This is a genomic window from Crocosphaera sp. (assembly GCF_030064895.1).
In the GTDB taxonomy this organism is placed as follows: Bacteria; Cyanobacteriota; Cyanobacteriia; order Cyanobacteriales; family Microcystaceae; genus Crocosphaera.
On sequence record NZ_JASJEB010000004.1, the window covers coordinates 17,330 to 42,075 of the forward strand.

General features: G+C 37.3%; 18 protein-coding genes and 1 pseudogene. 4 read left to right on the top strand and 15 right to left on the bottom strand.

Annotated elements, in window-relative coordinates:
- Positions 1-205: 205 nt before the first annotated feature.
- Both QNJ66_RS01630 and QNJ66_RS01635 read left to right on the top strand, forming a co-directional pair.
- Positions 206-1,426 (top strand): transposase, encoded by a 1,221-nt coding sequence (locus QNJ66_RS01630; protein ID WP_300502406.1) that lies wholly within the window; start codon positions 206-208, stop codon positions 1,424-1,426.
- Between the two features lie 83 nt (positions 1,427-1,509).
- Positions 1,510-1,950 (top strand): DUF29 domain-containing protein, encoded by a 441-nt coding sequence (locus QNJ66_RS01635; protein WP_300502408.1) that lies wholly within the window; start codon positions 1,510-1,512, stop codon positions 1,948-1,950.
- A gap of 68 nt (positions 1,951-2,018) precedes the next feature.
- On the opposite strand, the gene QNJ66_RS01640 is transcribed toward QNJ66_RS01635, so the two are convergent.
- The 3 genes from QNJ66_RS01640 to QNJ66_RS01650 all read right to left on the bottom strand — a co-directional run bounded on the left by QNJ66_RS01640 (position 2,019) and on the right by QNJ66_RS01650 (position 6,678).
- Positions 2,019-5,162, bottom strand: a complete 3,144-nt coding sequence (locus tag QNJ66_RS01640) for a serine protease (RefSeq protein WP_300502410.1) — start codon at positions 5,160-5,162, stop codon at positions 2,019-2,021.
- Positions 5,163-5,414: 252 nt separating this feature from the next.
- Positions 5,415-5,951: a COP23 domain-containing protein gene (locus QNJ66_RS01645; protein WP_300502412.1), complete on the bottom strand. Its 537-nt coding sequence runs from the start codon at positions 5,949-5,951 to the stop codon at positions 5,415-5,417.
- Positions 5,952-6,051: 100 nt separating this feature from the next.
- Complete coding sequence (locus QNJ66_RS01650; RefSeq protein ID WP_300502414.1) at positions 6,052-6,678, bottom strand: COP23 domain-containing protein; 627 nt, start codon at positions 6,676-6,678, stop codon at positions 6,052-6,054.
- 171 nt (positions 6,679-6,849) lie between these two features.
- Between QNJ66_RS01650 and QNJ66_RS01655 the strand changes: the two genes are divergently transcribed.
- Both QNJ66_RS01655 and QNJ66_RS01660 read left to right on the top strand, forming a co-directional pair.
- Positions 6,850-7,443, top strand: a complete 594-nt coding sequence (locus QNJ66_RS01655; RefSeq protein WP_300502416.1) for a COP23 domain-containing protein — start codon at positions 6,850-6,852, stop codon at positions 7,441-7,443.
- A 239-nt stretch (positions 7,444-7,682) separates the two neighbouring features.
- On the top strand, positions 7,683-12,347 hold the full coding sequence (locus tag QNJ66_RS01660) for a serine protease (protein WP_300502418.1): 4,665 nt from the start codon (positions 7,683-7,685) through the stop codon (positions 12,345-12,347).
- A gap of 51 nt (positions 12,348-12,398) precedes the next feature.
- Here QNJ66_RS01660 and QNJ66_RS01665 read toward each other — a convergent pair whose 3' ends face one another.
- The 12 genes and pseudogenes from QNJ66_RS01665 to QNJ66_RS01720 form a co-directional block, all read right to left on the bottom strand.
- Positions 12,399-13,307 (bottom strand): RluA family pseudouridine synthase, encoded by a 909-nt coding sequence (locus tag QNJ66_RS01665; protein ID WP_300502420.1) that lies wholly within the window; start codon positions 13,305-13,307, stop codon positions 12,399-12,401.
- 4 nt (positions 13,308-13,311) lie between these two features.
- On the bottom strand, positions 13,312-13,734 hold the full coding sequence (locus QNJ66_RS01670) for a ferredoxin (protein ID WP_300502422.1): 423 nt from the start codon (positions 13,732-13,734) through the stop codon (positions 13,312-13,314).
- A 56-nt stretch (positions 13,735-13,790) separates the two neighbouring features.
- On the bottom strand, positions 13,791-15,074 hold the full coding sequence (locus QNJ66_RS01675; RefSeq protein ID WP_300502424.1) for a transposase: 1,284 nt from the start codon (positions 15,072-15,074) through the stop codon (positions 13,791-13,793).
- Positions 15,075-15,376: 302 nt separating this feature from the next.
- Complete coding sequence (locus QNJ66_RS01680) at positions 15,377-15,763, bottom strand: DUF1257 domain-containing protein (RefSeq protein WP_300502545.1); 387 nt, start codon at positions 15,761-15,763, stop codon at positions 15,377-15,379.
- Between the two features lie 55 nt (positions 15,764-15,818).
- The gene (locus QNJ66_RS01685; protein WP_300502426.1) at positions 15,819-16,034 is read right to left on the bottom strand and encodes a DUF2997 domain-containing protein; all 216 of its coding nucleotides are present in this window, start codon (positions 16,032-16,034) and stop codon (positions 15,819-15,821) included.
- A gap of 305 nt (positions 16,035-16,339) precedes the next feature.
- A complete protein-coding gene (locus QNJ66_RS01690; protein ID WP_300502428.1) occupies positions 16,340-17,452 on the bottom strand; it encodes an ABC transporter permease in 1,113 nt (370 codons plus the stop codon).
- Positions 17,453-17,504: 52 nt separating this feature from the next.
- Positions 17,505-18,956 (bottom strand): hypothetical protein, encoded by a 1,452-nt coding sequence (locus QNJ66_RS01695; protein ID WP_300502430.1) that lies wholly within the window; start codon positions 18,954-18,956, stop codon positions 17,505-17,507.
- 9 nt (positions 18,957-18,965) lie between these two features.
- The gene (locus QNJ66_RS01700) at positions 18,966-19,490 is read right to left on the bottom strand and encodes a type II secretion system protein (protein ID WP_300502432.1); all 525 of its coding nucleotides are present in this window, start codon (positions 19,488-19,490) and stop codon (positions 18,966-18,968) included.
- Positions 19,491-19,494: 4 nt separating this feature from the next.
- On the bottom strand, positions 19,495-20,178 hold the full coding sequence (locus QNJ66_RS01705) for a hypothetical protein (protein WP_300502434.1): 684 nt from the start codon (positions 20,176-20,178) through the stop codon (positions 19,495-19,497).
- A gap of 322 nt (positions 20,179-20,500) precedes the next feature.
- Positions 20,501-20,728, bottom strand: a pseudogene (locus tag QNJ66_RS01710) (RRXRR domain-containing protein); the annotation flags it as partial.
- Between the two features lie 42 nt (positions 20,729-20,770).
- Positions 20,771-22,471, bottom strand: coding sequence for a hypothetical protein (locus tag QNJ66_RS01715; RefSeq protein ID WP_300502435.1), 1,701 nt, complete (start codon positions 22,469-22,471; stop codon positions 20,771-20,773).
- A 528-nt stretch (positions 22,472-22,999) separates the two neighbouring features.
- Positions 23,000-24,670 carry a caspase family protein gene (locus QNJ66_RS01720; protein ID WP_300502437.1) on the bottom strand — a complete coding sequence of 557 codons (1,671 nt, stop codon included), beginning with the start codon at positions 24,668-24,670 and terminating at the stop codon, positions 23,000-23,002.
- Between the last annotated feature and the right edge of the window lie 76 nt (positions 24,671-24,746).

A 24,746-nucleotide genomic window follows, 5' to 3' on the forward strand; every position in this document is an offset into this window, starting at 1 on the left:
CGGTGCATAACAGTAGGGTGGGTTAGACGGCTATAATCGTTGTTATCTTTAATGTCGAGGTGAAGACCCCCGTTACACGAATGTTAACGGTGGGATGAAACCTCGACCAGTATATAAACTGCGGAGCAACAATATTTTAGCAACTGTTTGGTCAAGCAAGAAACCTTTGTGTTAAACTATATTTAGGCTTGCAAGGTTGGCATAAATGTTAGTCCTAGAGTTCAAAGTTAGAGCTAAAAAGCATCAATATTCAGCTATAGATGAGGCGATACGTACCGCTCAGTTTGTCCAGAATAAGTGTTTGCGCTTTTGGATGGACAATCAAAAAGTCGGCAAGTATGACCTCAACAAGTATTGTCGTGTATTAGCCCATACTTTTGACTTTGCTGACAAACTAAACTCACAAGCTAGACAGTCTAGTGCTGAAAGATCATGGTCAGCTATCTCTCGATTTTACGACAATTGTAAACGAAAGATTCCTGGTAAAAAAGGGTTTCCAACGTTTAAAAAAAACTGCCGTTCTGTAGAATACAAGACCACGGGATGGAAGTTAGACTTAACTACCAGAAAAGCCATTACTTTTACTGATAAGAATAATATTGGTAGAGTCAAGCTAGTAGGAACTTACGACTTAAACTTTTACCCGATTGAGTCCATCAAACGAGTAAGGTTAATTCGTAGGGCTAATGGGTACTATTGTCAGTTCATCTTGTCAGTTGATGTAAAAATAGACACTGAACCAGCTAATAGTGTAATTGGTTTAGATGTAGGTTTAGAGTCTTTCTACACTGACCAAAATGGCGACAAAATTGATAACCCTAGATTCCTAAGAAAAGGAGAAAAGAAGCTTAAAAAACTGCAAAGAAGACTATCTAGAAAAAAGAAAGGGTCTTCTAATAGAAGAAAAGCTAGACAGCGATTAGCTAAAGCTCACCTTAAAATAAGTAGGCAACGTAAAGACTTTGCTGTGAAGTTAGCAAGGTGCGTAATTTACTCTAACGACGTAATTGCCTACGAAGATTTAAGGATAAAGAACTTAGTAAAAAATCATTGTCTAGCAAAATCAATCAACGATGCAGCCTGGTATCAGTTTAGAGAATGGATAGAGTATTTGGGGAAAAAACACGGCAAAATCACTGTTGCTGTACCCCCTCACTACACTAGCCAAAAATGCTCTAACTGTGGAGAAATAGTTAAAAAATCTCTCTCAACAAGGACTCATATTTGTGCTTGTGGATGCCATTTAGACCGTGACGAAAATGCTGCACGCAATATTTTGAAAATTGGATTAAGTACGGTGGGTCACACCGGAACTTGGCTACAAGATAGCCTAAACGCTTTGGGAGAGGATACCGCTACTTTTTCAGGAGAAATCCTGTCTAAGCAAGTAACCTCAGTGATCAAAGAATCCCCCGTTACAGCGTGAGCTTAACGGTGGGAGTGTCAAGACAGGAATCTAACAATCAGTCGTAACCCACCATTTCAGACTATGACTTAGGAGTTTAACTCATGACTCAAACAATACCGGAATCAACTTATGAGAGAGATTATCACCAATGGACAATAGATCAAGTTAAGGCTTTGCGAGAGCTTCTGGATACTCATGGCGAACTAAGGCATCTAGGAACACTAGATTTAGAAAATATTATTGAGGAGATTGAAGCCTTGGGACGTAGTGAATATAATGCCGTAGTCAGTTTATTAATGAGACAAATTGAACATCGTTTAAAGATTGATTATGTTCCTTTAGAAGAGTGCTATAAAAAATGGCAGGTTGAGATACAAGCTTTCAGGATTGGGATTAAACGCAAGATTGCACCCAGTATGAAGCCAAGACTTGAAGCCGAATTAGAAGAAATTTATCAAGATGCTGTGAGTTTGGTGGTTTTAGAGTACGGCGTAAAAGTACCAAATCAATGCCCTTATAGCCTAAACGAACTACTACCTTAAAATGGGTTTCCTGGTGTATTAGCAGAGCGTAATACACCCTACTGAACCAATTTGTAATTATCGATTTTTTAACGACTTAACTCAATGGCCTTATTAGCATCTTCTCTAGCTTTTTCAGGCTCATTTAATCGACGATAAACTTCACTTCTCTCCTTATACAAATCTGCATTTTCTGGGTCAAGACTAATGGCTTTTGTATAGTCTTCTAATGCTCCTTGAGTATCATTCATTTTTAAGAGAAGGTTCCCTCTATCTCTATAGACAAAAGCATAGAGAGTACCATCATTGTTATCCATTTCTAATTTTTGTAATATATGTGAAGAAAACATTTCAAAATCTTCGGGAAGCTCTCCAATCCATAATTTATAGGTTCCAGGAGTTGGATCATTCATCAATTCAATAGCTTTATTAAAATCTTTTAAAGCGTTTTGCACTAATTGATCTTTTTTATTAGATACTGATGCTATTATTAACATATAATTACCTCTTTCATAATAGGCACCACCATATTTAGGAGCAATTTCAATTGCTTTATCAAGGTCTGCGATCGCTTGAGAGAGATAAAGCTTAATTATTGGCACTGCTTTCTCGAATTTTTCTTGTTCAGTCAGGTTTGTATTCGATTGCAGTTCTCGCATTTGCTGAAGTAAATTTCCGTTATGAATCTCTGCCCTTGATGAATAGGCTGAAGCATAATTTGGTTTTAATTTAATGGCTTCATTCACATCTTCCATCGCACCTTCATAGTCTTTTAAAAAATGAATTTTCACTTTAGCACGATCATAATAGTATTGAGCTTTATCTGGTTTAATTTCGATAGCTTTGGACATATCTTTGACTGCTAATTCACCTTGACTCGCCAAGAAATAGTAATTGCCTCTCACAAAATAAAGTAAATCATTTTGAGGATCTAACTCGATAGCTTTTGTATAGTCAGCTATGGCCTTCGGATCGTTTTTTAACAGACGATACAAACCTCCACGAAGTATATAATAATCAGTATCAGTGGAGTCAAATTCAATTAGTTTATTATAAGCATTGATAGACTGTTCATAATTTCCCAACGCATCATGAATACGTCCTTCACAAAAGTATCCTTCTATTAACCCTAATTCAAGGGACTGATTGCAATCATTTAACGCTTTTTGATATTCCCCTATTTTCCCATAAACTAAACTTCGTTGAAAGTAAGCAATACCAGAGGACTGAATTTCTATTGCTTGAGTATAGGCATTTATGGCATCAGGATAACGTTTAAGTTTATCTAAAATACTGGCTTTTTCAAGATAAAATTTTGGTTCATCTTCAATCTGTTTAATACCCTCATTGATAGCAACTAATGCTTCGTTTGTCTTTCCTAATTCATCGAGAACAATAGCTTTCTGATACCAAGCTTTTCCTTTTAAATACCAATTAGAAGTAAGGGGAATTACTTGCTCAAAAGCTTCAATCGCTTTTAAGTTAGTTTCATCCTTATTCTGTTGAGCATAAGCTAATCCTAAAGCATAATAAGGTTCAGCTAGATTCTCATTAAGTTGGATGGCTGTTTTAAAAGCAGAAATAGCCTCCGTTGATCTTTCGAGTCGCCATAAATTATTACCATAATTTAACCAGTCTGTTTCTGATGCGTTACTGGGAGGTTTTTCTACAACAAAAGCAGGGTGTTGTTTCAGACTTTTTGATTCATTTTCATTGAGAGGGGTTGGAACTTGATTAGAAATATTAAAAGAGGTAGTATTGACGTTTTTATCCTCAGCAAATTTCAATAAAGTGCTTGCAGGAACCCCATGAGCATAACCCAGTTGACGAGTTTCTGTTAAAGTAATCTGTTGTCCTTCTTCACCAGTATTAATACCAATAACATGACCATTAGTATCCAAAACCGGACCACCACTCATCCCTTTATAGGTAAGGTTACTATAAACTAATTCATAGCCAGAAATATTGATATCTAGTTTCTGTTGATCGAATAAAACTGCTAAGCCTCTTTCTCTTTGAAAACGATAACCTGGGGTAAATTTTCTCAGTCCATTTAATTCACCAGGAAACCCTGAAACGAATACCCATTGTCGTCGAGAAATGGGAATATTATATTGACCAATAGTTGCCAGTTGATAAAGATTTTTGCTCTTAAATTTAACAATGGCTGCGTCTATTCCTTTGGGTAAGATAATGTCTTGAGATTGGATATCATGCCGTATTCCATCAGGAGTAACTAACGTATAATTACTATTAATTTTTCCTGGTTCACAAGAGTTATGATTTTCACTTTCATTATAATCATATACAACATGACAAGCAGTCAAAACATAATAAGTATCCCCTTCTTTCCCAACAATAACCCCTGAGCCTATGACCTCTTTATCACTATCGATTCTAACTGTAATTTGTCGAGCAATATTATCAACTTTTTCCGCTATATTTAACCCTACTTTCCACTCATTAGGAATGAAAGCTAAGTTAGGAGCAACTGCCATAAGGGTTTGAATAGGAACAGCAAAACTTAAATCTCTATAGCTTTCTATGTGTTGTTCGTAGGGTCGAGAACCATCCAAATAAGTATAAGCATCGTCAAGAATAGGATTTTGTAGTAATCCATTTACCCCAATTAATTCCCCTTTCTCATTTAATAATGCTCCCCCACTCATTCCTGATTTAACTTCAATGTCATAACCAATTTGATAGCCACCTATAAAGGGTTTAGATGCTTGTTTTTTAATAGATCCTTGAGTAAAATAAAATTGCTCCGTTTCTTCAGGAAAACCAACAGAATAAACCGTACTATTTTCCTCTAAATTAGTGTTAACCGCTAAAGTTGCAACTTGATAACTATTAACAGATTCAAAAGTTAAAACAGCTAAATCATTACCTTCTAATGAGTTACCTTCACTAATAACTTTAGCTGTGTAAGATTCACCATCATTAGTAATAATAGTATTATCTGCTTTACTATTAATAACATGAGCATTAGTAAGTACAGTATAAGTATTGCCTTCCTTGCCAATAATGACCCCTGAACCTGCACTATTATCTGTTTCAACTTTAACACTAATAGCTTGGGCTTTTTCTTGAATTGTTTCTCTATTTAAAGCTTGACTAATCAACAAATTAGAAGGATTTTGCTTTAAAGAAACTGGTAAACTTCCGTAGGCAACCGACGCAATAAAAAGACTAGCGAGAGAACTTAAAATGAAGAATCGATTCTTTTTCATAGTTTTGAAGTAATGATATTTACAAGGATAAAAAAAGTAGTAGGTTAGTTTAAAGAATGAAACCCAACAAAATCGGATTTTAATGCACAAAATTAGTCGTGTCATTCCACTTAATTTTAGTTGCTTGTTAGAATCGTCAACTATAAATTATATTTCTGTGCCATAGTGCGCCCTACGTAGTGAGGAACTTCCCCTCCTGTTCCCCTCCTGGAAGGGGTTAGGTGTGGGTTGACTTCTGACTTCTGACTTCATTCAAGATTGTAGAAATTTTTCGATCTCAATTTCGTAATAAATCTGATAATCGTTATCGTTGGTGCTATGTCGAATAACTTTGCCACCTCGTCCCCGTAATCTATCTTTGAGGTGCGTTAATACTTGAATAGGATCATCAGAATTTCGTAAAGTTAAAAGAACAGTTATACACTTTCCTCGTATTTTTCTGGCAGTACAAATTACAGGTTGTCCATTAACTTTACTATTGGTGATGAAATTAAGACTCTCGTTATTAGCTGCCTCTTGAAAGCGACGAGAAACCGAACGACATCTTTCTAAAGGGGTAATAGTATCATTACCAACCCAATCATATTTCCAATAAATTATGGGAACTCTATCATTAAGTTGATGAGATTTAAAGGCATAGGTAGTAGGATAGGTTTGATTATTTTCCCTTCCAGAAGCACAAGTAAAGCGTAATCTTTCCTGGGCTTTTGCTTGAGGAGTTAGATAAAAAAAACTGCTATTTATTAGTAAACAAACAACCGTGGATAACCTTATTAAGGGTAGTTTCATTTTCTTCTTTGTTGTTATTAGGTAATAGGAGAAAGCCTTTATTTTTTTTCTGGGAAGATTGGATGAATTTACACCCCTTCTTCCCTTCTACCCGTCAAAGTTATTCAAGAGGGGTCTTATCTTCTACAGGAGCAAGTCTAAGAAATCTATCAAAATCAATTTCATAGTATTGTTGGGATTGTCCTGTAGCACTATGTCTAATCATTCCGCCTCGGCCATTCAATTTTTCTACAACTTTTGTTGTCATTTCAATAGGGTCATCCTCGGGACGAAGTGTTATTAAAGTGGTCACACAGTCGCCTCCTCTTTCTCGCGCAGTACAAATAACAGGTTGATTATTTTCCCAACCATTGGCGATGTATTTGATACTCCCATTATCATAAGCTTCTTGAAACCTTGAAGAAACTGCTTCACACCGTTTTTGTGGTGTCCATTCAGAATTATTATGCCAATCTTTCACCCAGCGAACCACCGCTTGTTTCCCTTTAGAAGTCCAAGCATAGGTAGTGTACTGCTCTTGTTCGCTTTGTTTATCATATCCTTGACGACAAATAAACTCTACTCTTCTATTACTGTTTTGAGCGAGTAATAAATTATTGTTGTCTCCACTCACTTCTTGGTCGATAACTGAGATATTTGATGGGACTGGGTTTGACTGAATCGCATTAGTAAAAGTCACTGTGATTGATAAACCTAACACGAAAATTGCTGACGCTTTGTATAGCATGAGTTACATTCCTCACTAAGTTCTTATGTGTTTGATTAGTTTAGAGTATAGACGACTTCACCACAGGGGTAATGATTGGTGAAGTTTTTTTCACCATCTGTGCAACCCAGGTGAATTGATATATATTGTTGGATAACAACATGAGATTATTGATTGTGAGGAGACAAAAAAATGCAGTACAAAACTGTAATTACTTCTGTTGCGACTGTTTTAACCGCTAATTTGGTGACCATAGTTTTACCCCTATCTGCTAGGGAAAATATTGTCAACAATAGCAGCATCAACAGAATGCTATTAACACAAAATAGTGACCAAGGTGAGTTTGTTTGTAAAGAAGGATACGATAAACGAACCAATCAAGACCAACCTACCACTTATTTCTGGACTCCTGAAGGCAAACGGGGGGTCATTCGTTGGGTAAAAGCTTGGGGGAATAGTGAACAATGGACACCTCAAACTCGGTGCGAAACTGTCTCTAAAAAGTTCCAAGAAGCATACAAAAATGGCAGTTTACAAAAATACATTACTCATGGTGTGGAAAATAATCAACCAGTTGTGTGTACAGCCTATGAAAAAGGGGGAAAATGTGTTACCACATTGATGACATTACGTCCTGAAGATGACCCCATTGAGATGGCTAAAAAGGTTTCTAATGGCTTAAAAGGTCGCGGTGGAGGAATCATTCACCATAGTTCTGAAGGCAAATCACAACAATACTACAAAATTAATTTTGACCGTTTTCTCAGACTAACACCTGTTGAATAATTTAGCAGTACCAAAATTAGTTGGAACCTTCTTGATATTCCTAAATTGTCATTCCGAGGAACGAGGAATCTCTTTAATACCAATATACCAATTCCAAAAAGTAGGGGTTAACGCTTCGACTACCCTCAACTTTAACCCCTACAAACAAAAAACCTAGGCCGATGAACTGCTCACCTTAAATAATATCTGTTCATTTTCTTCTCTCTTTTATTCAATTAACATTACTAAGCTTCAAAATAATGAAAAACATCAACTTTTTAATTCTCACTTCTTTAATAACTCTTTTGACAGCACCATTTGCCTATGCTGTGTTACCAGAATTATCTGAGAACGGGATCAGAAATGTGCTAATTAGTCAAGATATAAATTCTGAAAAAATTAAACAAAAAGCTGAAGCAATTACCGTTAAAATTAAATCGGATAATAGTGCAGGTTCTGGGGTAATTATCGCTAAAGAAGGGAATACTTACACTGTCTTAACTAATGCTCATGTTATTAATAGCAAAATTCCTAATCAAATTGTTACCATTGATGGTAAAAGTCATGAAGCAAAAGTCATTAAACAAGGTAATTCTTTGGAAGGTAATGACTTAGCTGTATTAACCTTTAATTCTTCTGATAGTTATCAAGTTGCCACTTTAGCTACTAACTCTGATATTCAAGAAAATCAACGGGTTTATTCGGTGGGTTTTACTGAAGAAACTGATGAATTTTATTTCACTCAAGGAAACATCAATTTACAAGCACCCAAACCCTTTTTAGGGGGTTATCAAATTGGTTATGATATTGATGTTAAATCAGGTATGAGTGGAGGTGCATTATTAAACGAAAAAGGGGAATTAATTGGTGTAAATGGACTACTGAAAAGACCTATTTTAAACGATGCTTATAATTATTTAGATGGTTCTAAACCTTTTGAGCAAAATATTCCTACCTATCGAAATTTAAGTTTTGCTGTTCCTGTAGAAACTTTAATGGAAGTTGCTCCGAATTTAGCCTTAATTCCTGATGAGTGGAAAACAGGGTTAAATGTAGCAGAAAATGTGGATAATATTGCTCGACAAATTACTGTCAGAATTGATAATGAAGATCAGGTAATAGGATCAGGTGCGATCATAGGAAAAGATGGGGATACTTATTATGTATTCACTGCTTGTCATGTGGTTTCTGATTATGATTGTATGTCAGGAGAAGTCAAAGATAATTATACGTTAGTAACTCCTGATGGTGAGAAGTATCCCTTGACTAAAAATAATATAATTTTGCCTGAAAAACTGGATGCAGCCATCATTAAATTTGAGAGTGAAAAAGAGTATAAAGTGGCAACTATTGGCAAATACAACACAAGCAGATTACAGAAACACTTAGTCTTTGTTTCTGGGTTTCCTGGTGAATTAAATGGGGTGAGAAAATTTACCGCCGGTTATCAATTACACCTAGATCAAGGGTTAGCTTCATCCTTCAGAAGTAATAGTGAAGATATCAAAAAATATGTCGATACTTCTGGTTATGAATTACGGTACACTAACCTCAGCAGGAAAGGAATGAGTGGCGGACCAGTTTTAGATATTAATGGTCAAGTAATTGGCATTAATACAGGACAAGACGGAGAACAGAGAAGCTTAACAGAAATAGGTAAATTAGGTTATGCCTTTGGAGTTCCTGCCTCAACTTTAATCGGTTTTGCTAATCAAAAACAAATCAATTTAAACTATGTCGATGAAATGCCTGTACCCTTAAAAGAACAGCAACTCAAAATAGCCAAACAACATCCAGCCTTTATTATAGAAAAACCTCCAGAAAATAGTAATGAAAATGCTTGGTTAACTTATGGTAATGAGTTATGGCGAATCAGACAATATAAAGAAGCTATTGCAGCCTTGAATAAAGCCATTGAACTTGATGATGATGATAATTTTGCTGAAGCTTATTATGCTTTGGGCTTAGTTTATAGAACCCAAGCAATAAATACAGGTAATGACTCCTTAGATATGAAGGCGCTCGCTGCTTTTGACCAAGCAATTTCTCTGAGTGAGGATTTCATGTTGAAAGGACAAGCTTGGTATTTGAAGAGTATTAGTCTCAGAAATTTAAGAAGAGATGAAGAAGCATTAGTTGCTATCAATCAAGCAATTAAAGGAATTTATCCTGATGATGCTACATTTTATAGACAACGGGCATTGATTTTACAGGACTTGGAGCGTTATGTAGAGGCAAAAGAAGCTTATGACGAGTCTCTGAAAATTTCTCCCTTACCTATAACCTATTTTTCAAAATGTTTACTTCTATTATTCGATATAAAAGAACCAAAAGCAGCTTTAGATGATTGCAACAAAGCCATTGACTTAGGTTTTATTGAAGCTTACTCTTATCGTGGTATTGCTCATTTTGCTTTAGGTAAAGAACAAGCTGCTTTAGATGACCATAATCAGGCGATCGCATTCGCCCCTAATAGCTCTCATTTATATCAAATGCGCGCTGGTATGTATTTCTTTACGGGGAAATATGAACTAGCGATCGCCGACTATAATAAAGCGATTGAAGTATATCCACAGAATCGTGATTTAGCCAGTTTCCATTTAGCCAGTTTATATTCTGGATTGGCTTTTGTGTATCAGAGGATGGATGATTATCAACAACAGATCGTCAACCTTACTAAAGCCCTTGAATTAGACCCCAGTGACCATCTAACGTACCAAATAAGAGGTCAAAGTCACAATTTTAATGGTCAATATAATCTAGCTATACAAGATATGACCAAAGCCATCGAACTTCAGCCAGATAATGCAGATTATTATCATCAACGGGGGGGGTTTAAATCTTCATTGGGTGATAATCAAGGGGCTTTAGAAGATTATAATCGAGCCATTGAGTTAGATCGGAATAATGCTTCAGCTTACTCGAAGAGAGCGAGCTTATATACAGATCAATTTCAGGATTATAAAAAAGCAATGGAAGATTATGATCGAGCTATTGAAATTAATCCTAAATATGGACAAGCTTATGAGTCTAGAGGATTATTGCGACACAAGCTATTGTCTGATTTACCAGGGGCTTTAGAAGATTATAATCGAGCCATTGCCTTAATAGAAGCTCCCGATCCTATTGTTGATTCTGTCTATCTGGGATCGCTCCCAGAAGATGTACCATCTAATTTTCCTTACCAATTAAAAACCTCTTATAACAAATATGATTCAGCTTACGGACAGAGAGGAGATGTTCGTTTGCAATTAAAAGATTATCAGGGAGCATTAGAAGATTATAACGAAGCAATAAGAAGAAATCCTAATAATGGAGATCATTATGTCGGCAGAGGTGATTATTATGCCCAAACCAACCAAGCAGAAAAAGCACAGGCTGATTACAAGAAAGCCATAGAAGCTTATTCAGAAACCCTCAAAACTGACCCCAAATATCCTAATCAAGTAGCTTTTGTTTATTCTAATCGTGCAAAGGTTTATAGAAAACTCAAAAACAATCAAGCCGCCATTGCTGATTATAGTAAAGCTATTACTCTTACTACTAATAATCCTAAATCTTTCTATATATTCAGAGGTAGTCTTTACTCAGAGATCAAAGAACATAAATTAGCAATTAAAGACTTTTCTAAAGTGATTGAACTTGAACCAAATTCTCCAGGTTCATACGTTTTCAGAGGATTGGAATATTTAAAAATTAAAAATATTCAAGCCGCCATTGAGGATTATTCTAAGATAATTGAATTAAATCAAAAGGCCGCTGATCCTCAATACTTTGATTATTATACGTTCCGAGGAGAACTATATCAACAAACAAAAAATTACCAAGGGGCAATTGAAGACTTTTCTACCTTCATTAAATTACAACCGAACACACCGGAATCAATAAAAGCTTATGCAAAGAGAGGTGTTATTTATACTCAAGTTAAAAATTATTCAGCAGCCATTGAGGATTTCTCTACAGTAATTAAATTAAATGAAAAAGCAGCTAATCCTCAATACTTTGCTGCTTATATGGGACGAGGAGAATTATATCAACAAACAAAAAATTATCAAGGAGCAATTGAAGACTTTTCTAGCTTCATTAAGTTACAGCCTAATTCACCCCAATCAATGCAAGCTTATGCACAAAGAGGTGTAACTTATACTCAAGTTAAAAATTATTCAGCAGCCATTGAGGATTTCTCTACAGTAATTAAATTAAATGAAAACATAGCTAATCCTCAATACTTTACTGCTTATATGGGACGAGGACGTTTACATCAACAATCAAAGAATTATCCAGAGGCAATTCAAGACTTTTCTACTTTCATTAAATTACAACCTGAAAATCATCAAGGTTATACCTATCGTTGTATGGTTTATACCGATTTAAAAGATTATAATCAGGCTATGAAAGATTGTAATCAAGCCCTTGCAATTGCTCCCAATAACCCAGAAGTTTATTTATCTAGTGCTGCTCTTAATAGTGGTTTAAAGAATTATTCAGCAGCCATTAAAGATGCTAATAAAATCATTGAACTTGCTCCGGCTTTTCCTGTTGGTTATTGGTTAAGAGGAGCTATGTATTGGGCGCAAAATAACCCAACTAAAGCCTTATCTGATTGTGAATTAGCATTGAGTAAGAATGATCAATTTGCCCCTGCAATCTCCTGTATTGCTTCCATAAAATATGAACAGGGAGACAAACAAAAAGCTATTGAATTATGGCAAAAAGCTCTTACTATTCAAGACGATTTAGCTGACACTAAATTAGCTTTAGCTGTGGGATTATACCATCAAGGACAACCAGAAAAAGCCTTATCTTTAGCCAAAGAAGCTATTAAAATAGATGAACGCTTAAAAGATATTAATCATCTTCAAGACAATTTATGGGGTAAACAATTAATAGAAGATACAAAACCCCTCTTGAATAAAGTTAAATAACGTAGGAGCTTAACGGGGGAGTATGTCAATGCGATACAACTACTCATGAGTTTATTCTTCCACAAACTGTCTTTCACAAGTCAAAGTCAAACATTGATTAGTAACTGGATGAACAAAAGAAAGTTGATAAGCATGGAGAAAATAACCACAATCTCCAGGAACATTAATTGTGTCCTTTTCCTTATTAAACCCCGTTTTAGGAATTCCCCCAACAACATATAAAGGATCACCCAATAAAGGATAACCAATAGTAGCTAGATGAATTCTAATTTGATGAGGACGACCGGTTAATATAGTAACTTCCAAAAGTGTTTTATCTGCATATCTTTCTAAAACACAACACTCACTATAAGCATATTTTCCATCAACCTTTGCCCCATAAATATAACCCAAAACCGGATCAGGTATTTTGCCAATGGGATGATCAATAACAAACTCATCAGGAAGATCACTTTTTCCAATTAAAGCATGATAGACTTTGCTGATTTTATGTTCTCGAATTTGTTTAGTTAAATTGGAACGAGCGATCGCAGTTTTTCCCATTAACATTAATCCTGATGTTCCTCTGCCCAAACGATGAATAGGAATCGGTTCATTTTGAGGATACTGTTTTTTCAACTGCCATAATAAAGTATTTTCTAAAAATCCTCCCCCTGGTAACACAGGAAGGCCAGAGGGTTTATTAACAATTAATAGATGATCATCTTCATAGATAATCTCAAAAGATAAAGGTACTTCTGGTTCTTGCCAAGGAGGACGATGATAACTTAACCATTGTCCCCTTTCTAAAACAGTAGTCGGAGCAACAGCTTGATTATCAAGAAGAATTTGACCCGACAAAATTCTCTCTAACCATTGTTGAGAACTAGAATGATGATAATATTTAGTGTAATATTCTATCACCGTTAAACCAGCATTTTTCGGTTTAATCTGTTCTCGATAAATCCAGCCATTATTCATGCTCTCAGTTTCTTCTTGGCCTTTTCCTCTTTCTCTTAGCAGTGCGATGTGCTTGAGGGAAACCAAGAGGTTTAATCTGTTGAGTTTGACGAACATCTTCGAGTTCTTTTAACTCTGTATAATCAACCCAGTGGATACAATCAACAGGACAAGTATCGATCGCCTCTTGGATGGTATCCTCTTCGTCTCCATCTTGATTGTAAACCCGGGCCCGCCCATTGTTTTCCTCGATATAAAAGGTATTAGGGGAAACATGAGCGCAGTGTTTACAGCCAATACAGGTTAACTCATCGACATAAACCCCTTTTTGTCGTAGTTGCCCCCCTAACTCCGGTTCTAACCCAGAGCGATCGGGAGCATCCCGAAAAATACCTCCTAGTTCTGGTTCTAACCCGGAGCGATCAGGGGTTAGGGAAAAATCAGTCATAAAAATCCTCAACTCTTGTCCATAACGTACGTCGTGACATCCTCCCACGCTGACTGCTAGGCAGTATAGCTTGGGCTTCCCAACTCACGATGGGATATTTCTGCCCACAGAGGTAAGTTACCCCTACGCCAGTTATCTAGGCTCATCACCCCCGACACCTCGACTTGACAGACGGTTTCCTTTCCTCTGAGTCCCAGAGTAGTAGTTTCGATACCTCGATTACAGATTTCTTGTGCGCTGGCCACATCTCTATCACATCGGTAATGACATTCAGGACAATCATGAACTCTATCAGAAAGGGTTTTTCTAACTTCTGCACGACAATTAGGGCAAGTTTGGCTAGTACCACGATGGTCAACCAAGCCAAAATACTTACCTCTTATCTTACAGACATATTTTAAAATATCCCTGAATTGCCCAAAACCTGCATCAAGGGTATGCTTGCCCAAAAAGCCTTTAGCCATTGTACGAAAGTCAATATCCTCCATAAAGATAGAGTCTCCCATATCACAGATTTTATGAGCTAATTTGAACTGATAATCTTTACGCTTGAAAGCTATATGATTATGGTGCCTTTCTACCTTCTGCCGAGCCTTTTCGTAGTTCTTAGACTGTCTTTGCTTTCTACTTAAGCGACGTTGCAGCAATTTCAGCTTGCGGTATTCGCTTTTGAAGAATTTACGACCTTTTTCTATATAGTTATCACTGGTAGCTAGGTAACTATATAGCCCGACATCTAACCCTAAAGCATGGCCAAAAGGAGCCTCAACTTCAGGTAAGTCAATGTCTGATTGAATGCTAATTACCGCAAACCATCCTATTGCTTTCTTGACTACTCTTACCTGTTTAATGACAAAACCATTAGGGATTGGACGGTGAAGATTTATCTGGACTTTTCCTAGTTTTGGTAGTTTTATTTGCCACCCAGTCAAAGGATTACTTCTGAATTGAGGAAATAATAAAGACTTCATCTGTCCGTATTTCTTGAACCGAGGAAAGCCAAATCCTCTATCACGAAAAAAGTCCCAGGCATCATGAAGTCTTCTGACATTAGTTTGCAAGACTTGGCTTGGAACTAAAGCTAAATCAGGATATTTCTTTTTAGCTTTTGGTAATTGGTTTTGTTGCTGATGATAACTAGGAAAAGGATAATCAGCAGACATAATATATTCTGACTCTAAACTGCACCTATCTACTCGACACTTACGAGAAGCAATCCAATCTTTTAACTGACGCAAAGCATAGTTATAAGAACAGCGACAAATTTCCAGCCATTCGCCTAACATTCTCTCTTGTTTGCTGTCAGGATAAATTCGGTATGAGTAGTTTAGAGTCAACATATCCTGGTGTTAGCACACAATCAATCTAGTGGTAATATAAGTTGTCTGAGCAAGTTTGTACAGTCGCACGTTAATATATTGGTCGGGCTGTATCCGCGCGCTAAAACCTTGGCGAGCGACCCCAGCTAATCATATTCACCAGCGTGAACGCGCGAGCAGGTACTCACCTGCGCTTCGATGCGTTCCCCTCGTTTATAGTGTGGGACTTAGCTCGAAATTAAAGTTAACAAGAACTTAAGCTGGTTAACTATGGAGAAAGCTTAGGGGCCTCAAACCCCTCCGCTTTCAACCAGGGGTGCTGACTATGCACTCCAGCGTTGAACAACAAGGCGAATAGAACCGTCTTCATTCTTTTGTTGTTGGGCAACTTGAAACCCTTGTTTCGCAGACTCATCAAGAATGGTATGCAGGGCATATCCTTGAGTTACTTTTTTCAAAAATCCGTCAACTGATAAAGGTTGTTGCCAATATTGTAAATCGGCAATTAATTCATATTCACTACCGTTCCAGCTAAAACCAATGTCATAGTTATTTTCTTGTTCAACTACGATTTGGGCTTTACGGGTTTGACCTTGATATCCTCTAACGGTATGGGGGCCTTCTTTCCAGTCGATACCCATGTCTTTGAGTGCTGCTTTGAGGGAGGTTAGGTTACGAATTTGGGTTTTAATGTTGCTAAAGTGTGACATATTCTTGGGAATGTTAAAGGTTACAAAGGGTAAGAAAACCAAGGCAAATAAACCATTACCAATCGCTAAAAGACGTTTGATTAGTCGCTTTTGTGGATTCAGTAATGGGTTGCTCATAGTATTGCGAAGTCTTTTCAGTAGAAACGACTCGCCCTAATTGGGCTTCGATCGCTGCTGTTACCTCTTGACAAGAGGAACCAATTATGCCCGTGACCATTTCTTTAACACGGCCATCAGGATAAATAACAAATTCTAGGGTTTCCATATTCATGGTTGATACTAGAACAAAAGTTTACACAAAGTTTAGGCGTTATCTTTCTCCGGAGGAGGATTAATTTCGCCCATTCTGGTCAAGACATAAATCTTGATCAACTTTAGCATTATTAATCAAATCTTAGCAAAAATTAACATTTGATTAGTGGTCGGCTCAGTTTATTGTAAGTTTCCCTTAACCTTCCGAAAAAAGTCAAGGGTAACTTTGCTGTCAAGGTCGGAAGTTAACAAAAATATACAAAATATACTAGCTGGAGTTCTGAGTTAGGGACTCCGCACACTTCCTACCCCTCCCACACTCTCTTACTCAAGGCTGCGAGGATCGAGGGCATCCCTCAAACCATCTCCCAGTAAATTAAAGGAGAGAACCGTAAGAATAATTAAAAGAGCAGGAGGCCAAATTAACCAGGGTTGAAGGACTAAAATGGAGGCATTGGTTGATACAGACAGTAAATTACCCCAACTTGGGTCAGGTTGTTGAATCCCTAAACCAATGAGACTGAGGACAGACTCAGAAACAATAAAACCAGGAACAGCTAAGGTAGCTGAGATGATGATATAGGTGGCCGTTTGGGGGAGTACATGACGAACAATAATGCGCCAAGGGGTTGCCCCCATTGCTTTTGCGGCCTGAACAAACTCTTGTTCTTTGAGGGATAAAACCTGACCACGGATAACTCTGGCCAGTCCCGACCAACCAATAAAAGAAGTAATTAAGACAATCAACAAAAATCTTTGCGCACTGGTCAAACTAGGGGGAAGTACAGCAGCTAAAGCCACTAAAAGATAAATGCCAGGGATTGTCATTAAAACTTCTACCAGACGCATCAAAACCGCATCGAGCCAGCCACCAAAATAACCTGCAATACCACCTACTAGCATTCCCAGGGGAAAAGAGATAATAATCCCCACTAGACCGATAAATAAGCTAATCCTGCCGCCAAACAGTAAACGACTGAATTGATCTCGTCCTTGTTCATCCGTTCCCAGTAAATTGAGTTTGGCCGGACCGACAGTGCCAAAAAGATGACGGTTGAGGGGTATCCCAGAAAACAACTCTACCTCTTCAAAAGAAGGAGGTAAAGGGAGACGAACTTGCAAGAATTGGTAACTGTCACCCTTAACCAAAAGACGAATGGGTGAGGGTTGCTCAAAATCGACGTTTAAACTGCGTTTTCCTGTTTCAACATCTGTAGGACTTTGAGTTGTGGGATAGACGTGAGGGCCAATAAAGCGACCATCTTGGGTTGTCCAATGAATTTGTGTGGGGGGAAGGAGAGAGCCATCAGCCTGGGATGTGTAAGGATTATAAGGGGCAACGAAATCCGCAGCAATGACGGCTACATAAAAAATTATCAGTAATACTGCTCCAAAGCGGGCTAAAGGATTATCTTTAAGTTTTTGCCACCAGTTCATAATTAAAGGTTAAGAATTTACTCAACAATTATAAACTGTTGGATTAGCTGGTCTATTTTGTTTCGTTTAGTTCCACTAAAATAACTGCATCATCAAAATTGGGAGAATCCTTTTGCTTCTGAAAAGAGATTATTTCCAAAGTGACTGGATCTATATTTTCGGGTGTAGTTGTCAAAAATTCAAACTCTACAAAATAGAGAACCTTGTTATCAGGAAGAAAGAAGTTGTAAGTATCACCTTCACCCTTCTTAATTAAGTCTTTACTATTTAACTGATTGACAATTTCCTGAAAATTGTCTGATGAACTAGGAACAATATCATTGAGCTTAGTATAATTACTGGTGTCATTAGTAGCATACTTGACGTTATCTGTAACTGTGGCATTGATCTCATATTGCATATTTTCACGGCTACATCCTCCGGATCGCGTTTCTTTGATATGAGGGTTAGCTCTTTCATTTTTATCAAATCGAACGGCAGAACCTCGGTTTGCCCCATCAACCCCACCCTCAGCTTTAGTATAAAAAACGGTTGTAACTTCATCACTGGTGGTATTGTCGTAACAAGGAATTTTCGCATACACAACATCAATAATTGCATTACCAGGTTCCTTAAATGTAATGTCTGGGTTAACCCGAAAACCAGGGATATCTCCTCCATTGCCACCACTGACTTCCGAACGGGCATGAGCCATACTTACCACTTCATACTCCATCTTATGGGCATGACGGCTTTCTTTCCTCCTAATACCTTCTTGTTCGTACCCCAAATGCTGGAATTCATGGAGGGTGGTACCGACAAGACTAAATTGTGCTAGTTGTTTATCTTCTCGCACACAACTAAAAAATCCCTTGACATCTGCTGTTTCTTTGGGAAAACGAAACCATTGATTACCTTCACTATCGGTATATACACCTTCTTCAGTGGGATCACGTGTTAGGTTGCGACAATCTTTTCGCTTGTCATCCAAGTCTACTACCATCATGTCTACAAGAGTGAGACTTCTCCACTTACTGGGTTTTCTGCCTTTATCCTTGTCTACATTCTCCGGCTCGTCTGGATGTTTATGGGTTCCATTCCCGTAGAATCCTGGTCCAAAACGTTTAATCTCCCCAGGACCACGCCAAACTCGAGCGTCATCGACCTCATCTATATAGTAAATCACTCGTTCATAAATTCCGTCAATTTTAAGAGCGAGAATGGGGGTTTTGTCAGGATGTTTGCTAAAAAAGGTGGGAGCAGATAATTTAATATCGTCAATGTTGGTTTCAATAGTTTTAGCAGTACGAATTTCTTCGCTAATAAATTCGGTTGCTCTGTTAAGTTCATATTGCATTGCTCCAGTGGCATTAGCAACTTTATTCTCCTTTAAAATCATAATCAACCCGAACCCCGACACCATGACAACCACCAAAGTCATGGCCGCAGCAATCATTAATTCAACAAGAGTCCAACCACCAGCAGGAGGGGATTTTTGTAAGAGTTTTAAGTAGATTTTTAACATAATTTTTTCTTAGTTTGGTGTTAATTTTTCACAGTAGTTAGCATCGATGGTGTTGTTGGCTGCGTTTGCATCGTAAATTCCTGTTCTCATGATTCCTAGTCCATCACTGATAACCAAGCATCTTTGTACACCTTGACCTTTTGTGGGTCGAACCACAAGAGTCCCTTTTTCTGTTGTTGTACCTTTAAAGGAAAAAGTCACACCCCCTTGGAGTTGGTTGCCATTCATGACAACCTCAACGCTTTCGGGTAATTCCCTGTCAACGCCACCTAGACAACCATCATTGTCTTCGTCTGGATCATCTCTATCAATATCAAGAGAAAAATAATCATCGCCGGACTTTTTCTCGATTTTAATGGTGCATTTTTTAGAGTTGCGAATGGCTTGTTTTTGGGCATCTTGCAAGGCCAGTTGAATTTGATTAAGACCTTGTTTGACTTGATCTCCTTGTAGCATTGCCATTAAACTCGGGGTGCCAATGGCAGCAATAATCCCAGTAATTACTGTGACAATCATTATTTCTAAGAGGGTCATTCCCCTATTCGGATGTCGGTGACAAAGCGCACTCAGCAACAGCGGCCGGCATAACTTCTGCGTAATTTTCAGCGATGATTGATTCGTCATCTCGTAAGGTGTCACCATCTTGATCTTGTCCTCCTTGACCTGGTACATAGGGTTCTCCCATTCGATAATAAACTTGTAAAACGTCGTAATTGGTCTGGTCATCCACTGTCATTAATCGGACCAGACGATAATTTTTATTGAGAAGATTATTGTCAAAATTTGGGTCTGATTCATTATCACTGCCGTTCATGAGTATTTGCACCACGACGTTTCCGGGAGCGTTGGAAAAGATTTTGTCTTTATTACTAATAGCTGGAGAGGATTTAGTGGTAGTGTCGTTATTACCGTGGCTATTTATATCTTTGCTTAATAAATCATCTAATTCGTTGACTAAATCTGCCCCAAAACCCTTATCTTTCTTGTCAATGGCGGCCGCTCCCCGAGAACGGTTACAAATTTCTTCATTAGTCAGATTACCAGGGTTAAGAACTGAACTATTTTGAATATTATCAAGACCCATATTACTGGCGGTTGCCTGTATTCTTTCAATGTCTTGTTGGATCAAAAAGTTAGCTTGAGCTTGTCTTTCCGATTTAACTTGTAAAACAGCGTTAATGGTCATCGCTTGTAAGGTTCCCATTAGAAAGGCTGAGGTCATTAACATCGAGATAAGGACCTCAAGGAGACTCAAACCTTGATTATTTTTCGGTTTTGAGCGATGAAGAATTAGTTTCAGTAGTAGTTTGTTCATCCTAAAATATGCGAGAGGAAACCCCGTCGTCTCAAAACGTCGGGGAGGAAACGAGCATCAACTAACAAATAGTTGCTCCAACGAAGTCCGTTTCCTGTTTACAAATAAGCCCCGTAGAGCGTTGAAGCAACACAACTTTCGAGGCAGTAAATTGTCCCAATCTTTTCCAATTAAAATCGGAAACTGAGATTTGTTGAGATTTGTTTAGCGGTATGGCCAGAACACCAGCCAGAGAAAATATACTGCGCTTACCAGAAAAGAGTTTTCCTGGGTCAATTCCTAGAGCAATATACTGAGTTTTGGTGTCAGATGGCTCAACTAAAAGTTGAACATAAAATTGTCCTAAGTTATTGAACTTTCCAACAGCTTTTTTCTCTTCAATCCACGGTCTAGTCCGACTTGGTTTAGTGGGCATTAAGGGTGTTCCTTTGAGGGATAAAACAGGTACTCTTAACATGGAGATAATCCTCAGAGTTTAAGTTAAAGTTTCTTTGCCCACCTAATCTACTTCTATACTTCGATAAGAGGAAACTTGGCCAACAACTGTGAAGTTTTGAGGCCGTCCTCGTTGACTTCCTGAATCACCCATAACCAGGGTTGAACCAACATCCATTTGTTTGATGGAGCGATCGCAATCAGATCCACTATTGGAAGCATCCATTACTTTAACCCATGCTGCTCCTCGTATTTGTGCTTGAGATATCAGTAACTTAGTTTGCGGGGCGTGAACAAAGCCACTAATTATGGTGCCACCAGATATATTGATTTCTTTTGAACTTGACCGGCTATAAAGTTCTAGTTTACTGGGATCTTCAGGATCACCAATGAAGGTCACTACAGTCTGGTTACCACTTTCACTCCGACATTGGGTAGTCTGAGCGTTATCAAATGTGCTTGTTCCGCTCATAGTAATTCCACCGTCGATAAAAATAACAACTTTTTTACCTACAGGGGGATTAATTCTGATTTGTGCGTTACTCAGTATGATAGAGTCATCCCCTTTAAAGTGATAGTAATAGATATTGCCAATGGCGGTGTCTGTAGCATTATTTTGAAAGTCATCGCATTGTTCGCTGCTACTACCACTCGAAGTGTTTCCAGAAACACCACGAGGTAAAGTGATACCACAATTGCTAAAGTTAAGAGGATCTAAGTTGGAAACACCACTAGGAACCTCGGGAATATCAGGCAGATTATCTCTTACTTGTTGAACACCACCATTTTCAGTCGGGTTAACATTTGTCTCACCAATTGCGATGGCAGTGGAATCTAATTTGTTGCTATTGACATAACTCTCGCTAGTATTCCAGTCACCATTCTGTGAGCAATCTATCCAGGTAACAGCGTTAATTGGTTTATTGGGTTTACTTGAATCACTGGACTGTTTTGAGTTGTCATTATTACCTCCCGAGCCGTTATTTGTATCACTAACCCATAATCCTGGGGTCAGAGCAGTGTTTTCAGTTCCAGTAGCGTTACTTGAATTATCAGACCGTTCAAGGATAGGCAAATTAACACTAATTTTCCTGATAGAATTATTAAACTTAAGATCACTACTGCTATTGTCTTGATCAAGTCCGCGAGCTTCTATTTCTAGCTTAACTATGTTTGGAGCAGTTGTATCTGGCAGCAATTCATAACTGGTTAAGCGAAATTCTCCAGCAGATGAATCCTGATCATCAACTTCGATCCACTGCTTGTTACGGAGTTTGTCAACCATATCATTAAACTCGTCTTTATCAAAGGGAGCAATTGGCTCATATGTATCGGAATTGCCTCCCCCTAGTCCCCATTCCCCAGGGATTTGAGTACCATCACAGGCCTTAGCTTCTAATTCATGACCACCGCCATTATTATTGTTATTATTATTGCCATCACCACTAGGTTGGTATTTATTAACGATTTGAGTAGCAACAGTTGGCCAGTCCTCAAGCTTTGTTTTAATAAGTTCTTGATGCTGTTCTTGATTCAAAAACTGGGCAATGCGTATCACCCCAACTTCAGCTTTAGCCATGCCTTTAGCGATGTTTTGTTGAACGGTAACTTTCTCTTTTTCGCTGCTGCTTCTGACTAACATAACGGCTCCTGTGAGTGTCATCAAAACTCCAGCAACTAAAGCAAATCCGCTAACAAACCCTTTATTGTTTCTACGGGAAAGACGAGAGAGAAACAAAAATATTTCTGTGTATCTTGTATTCATAATTTTCATCCGAAAGTCACTATAAAAATTTAGACCGGGTTTTCACTAACTATCACACTAAAAGTTATTGTTAAAACGTTGATGATATCTATTGTGTTTTTTGCATGACAAGACAATTAAACAGACAAACAATGTGCTAACTAAATTTTTTTACTGCTATAGTTTTGGCACTCATTTTGAATGATATATTCACTATTGGCAGTGATCTAATAAGGGATAGTTATGTGATATTCGTCACACCTCCATTGTTACTCTTAATTCATTAAATAAAAACCGTGATTTTGAGTATTTTTGGAGTTTTTAGTTTTAAGATATTTTAACTATTTTTTCTTATCGTCTAATTTATTGTAGAAATTACTTAGTTAATTTTACTGATATTTCTAGTCGCTGATAGCATTCAGCATTATGGTTACTGTAGTTATTTTAGGGTGGGCATTTTCCATCGGACTACGGTAATTTTATCTTGATCAAATAATTAGATTGCAAGTTTTCTCGGAATAATAATTTAAAGATAGGATCTAAGTTTCTTTACTGAGTGAGACCCTTGTGCCAATTTATTTTGGTTTCTTGTGCAATTGGATAAATTTGACTATCATTCGGTACTAAATTAATGGTTTTAATAGCTAAGGTTAATTGTCCTTTCTCTGCCCTAGTTTTAGCTAACTGATAAATATTATTACTTAATTCTTCAATTATTTTCTGGGCGTGATTATAGCCTATTTCCTTTTTTTCTATCTGTTTTAAAATTCTAATTGCTTGTTGATATGATGAAGCTTGATTAGGTTTAATTAAAGACAATGCAGCTTCGATTAAAACTTGATTTTTTTCTTGTTGTTTGCTTAGTTTTTGCCATTCTTTTAGGCGTGTTTGCCCTAATTTATATAGTTTTTGGTTATCTTGGGGAATCAATTTTATAGCTGATATAGCTCCTTGAAAATCTCCTAAAATAGCTCTTCCTTGAGCAATATCTAAAATAGTTTTACTCCATTCTTTAATATTATTTTGTGCTTTTCTGTAGAGGGGTGTATGGGGTTTAATGTGACGAGCATAGCTAATAGCTTCATTAAACCTTGATGCTTGCTGCGTACTTAGTTTTATCTTACCATAATCTAATATTTGTTGATTCTCCTGGGTTGTTTGATAATTTATCCGGTTGAGATGTTGACGTATTTTTAGAGACATCCACCACAAAATACTTATTGTTCCTAATATTGCTCCTATCCATAACAAATATTGTATTATCCATAACTTTTTTTTGGTTTGATTATTGGTTTTTGGGGTTGAACCGGAAGAGGTATTAGCAACAACCGGTTTAATGTTTGTTTTTACTACAGGAACGTTTAAATGGAGTTCTGGTTGAAAGGATGTTTTTGGTAGCTTTGGTAAAATAAGGGTGTTTATGGGGTGTTTTTGGGGGGAATGGGGTGACGTTTTTTTTATTTTGAAGGATGGGGTGTGATCTGCTTGAGTTTTGACTAACTGTTTCTGAGGAGTAGGGAATAGGGGTTGATGACGAGTCTTATAACGACTAATAATAATGGGAAGAGCGATCGCTGGAAAATTATTCTGACAAGATGGGTTTAATTTTTGTCTCAGGTAAGAGTCTAATTTAGCAAGGTTAAGATCATGTTTATAATAGCGAAATGCTTCGGTTAAGATAGTAATTAAGGGACTTTTTTCTAGACTAAGATTTTGATAATAAAGGGAACGACAGGAAAAAATCAAAGAAATGCCTTTTTTCTGCGCTATTTTTAAAGTAGTTTGTCCTAGTTTCCCATCTTTTAAAGGGTTTTGTAAATCTAAAATAATTAAGAGATTTTGGCTACTATTTTGTAATTTTTCAAAAAGTGATCGCACTTTTATTCCTGTTTGTAAAACTGTATTAATGTTACTATCAATAGGCAGTAAATAATCTTCTCCTTGATAATTAATACCGTATCCTTGGAAGAAAAAACAACAATATTCTAGATTACTAGCAGTATCATCAATCCATTCTAAAATGTTATTACGATTAGGATATGTTGAAAGTTTTCCTGGGGAGGGAGAGGTATCAGTGAGTAATAATAATTGATGGGATCGAAGATTAACTTCTGTAAAAAAATATCGATAAAGTTCCTGCGCGCTATTTTCCGCACCTCTTAAGGGTTGATAATGTAAATATTCTTCTATTCCTATACATATAGCACGAAAATTGTTCATAAGATAGCATTATTATCTTCTCATCTTAATTATTGAGACTGATTAAACAAAGATACCGTTCCCTATTTTGTGGTTA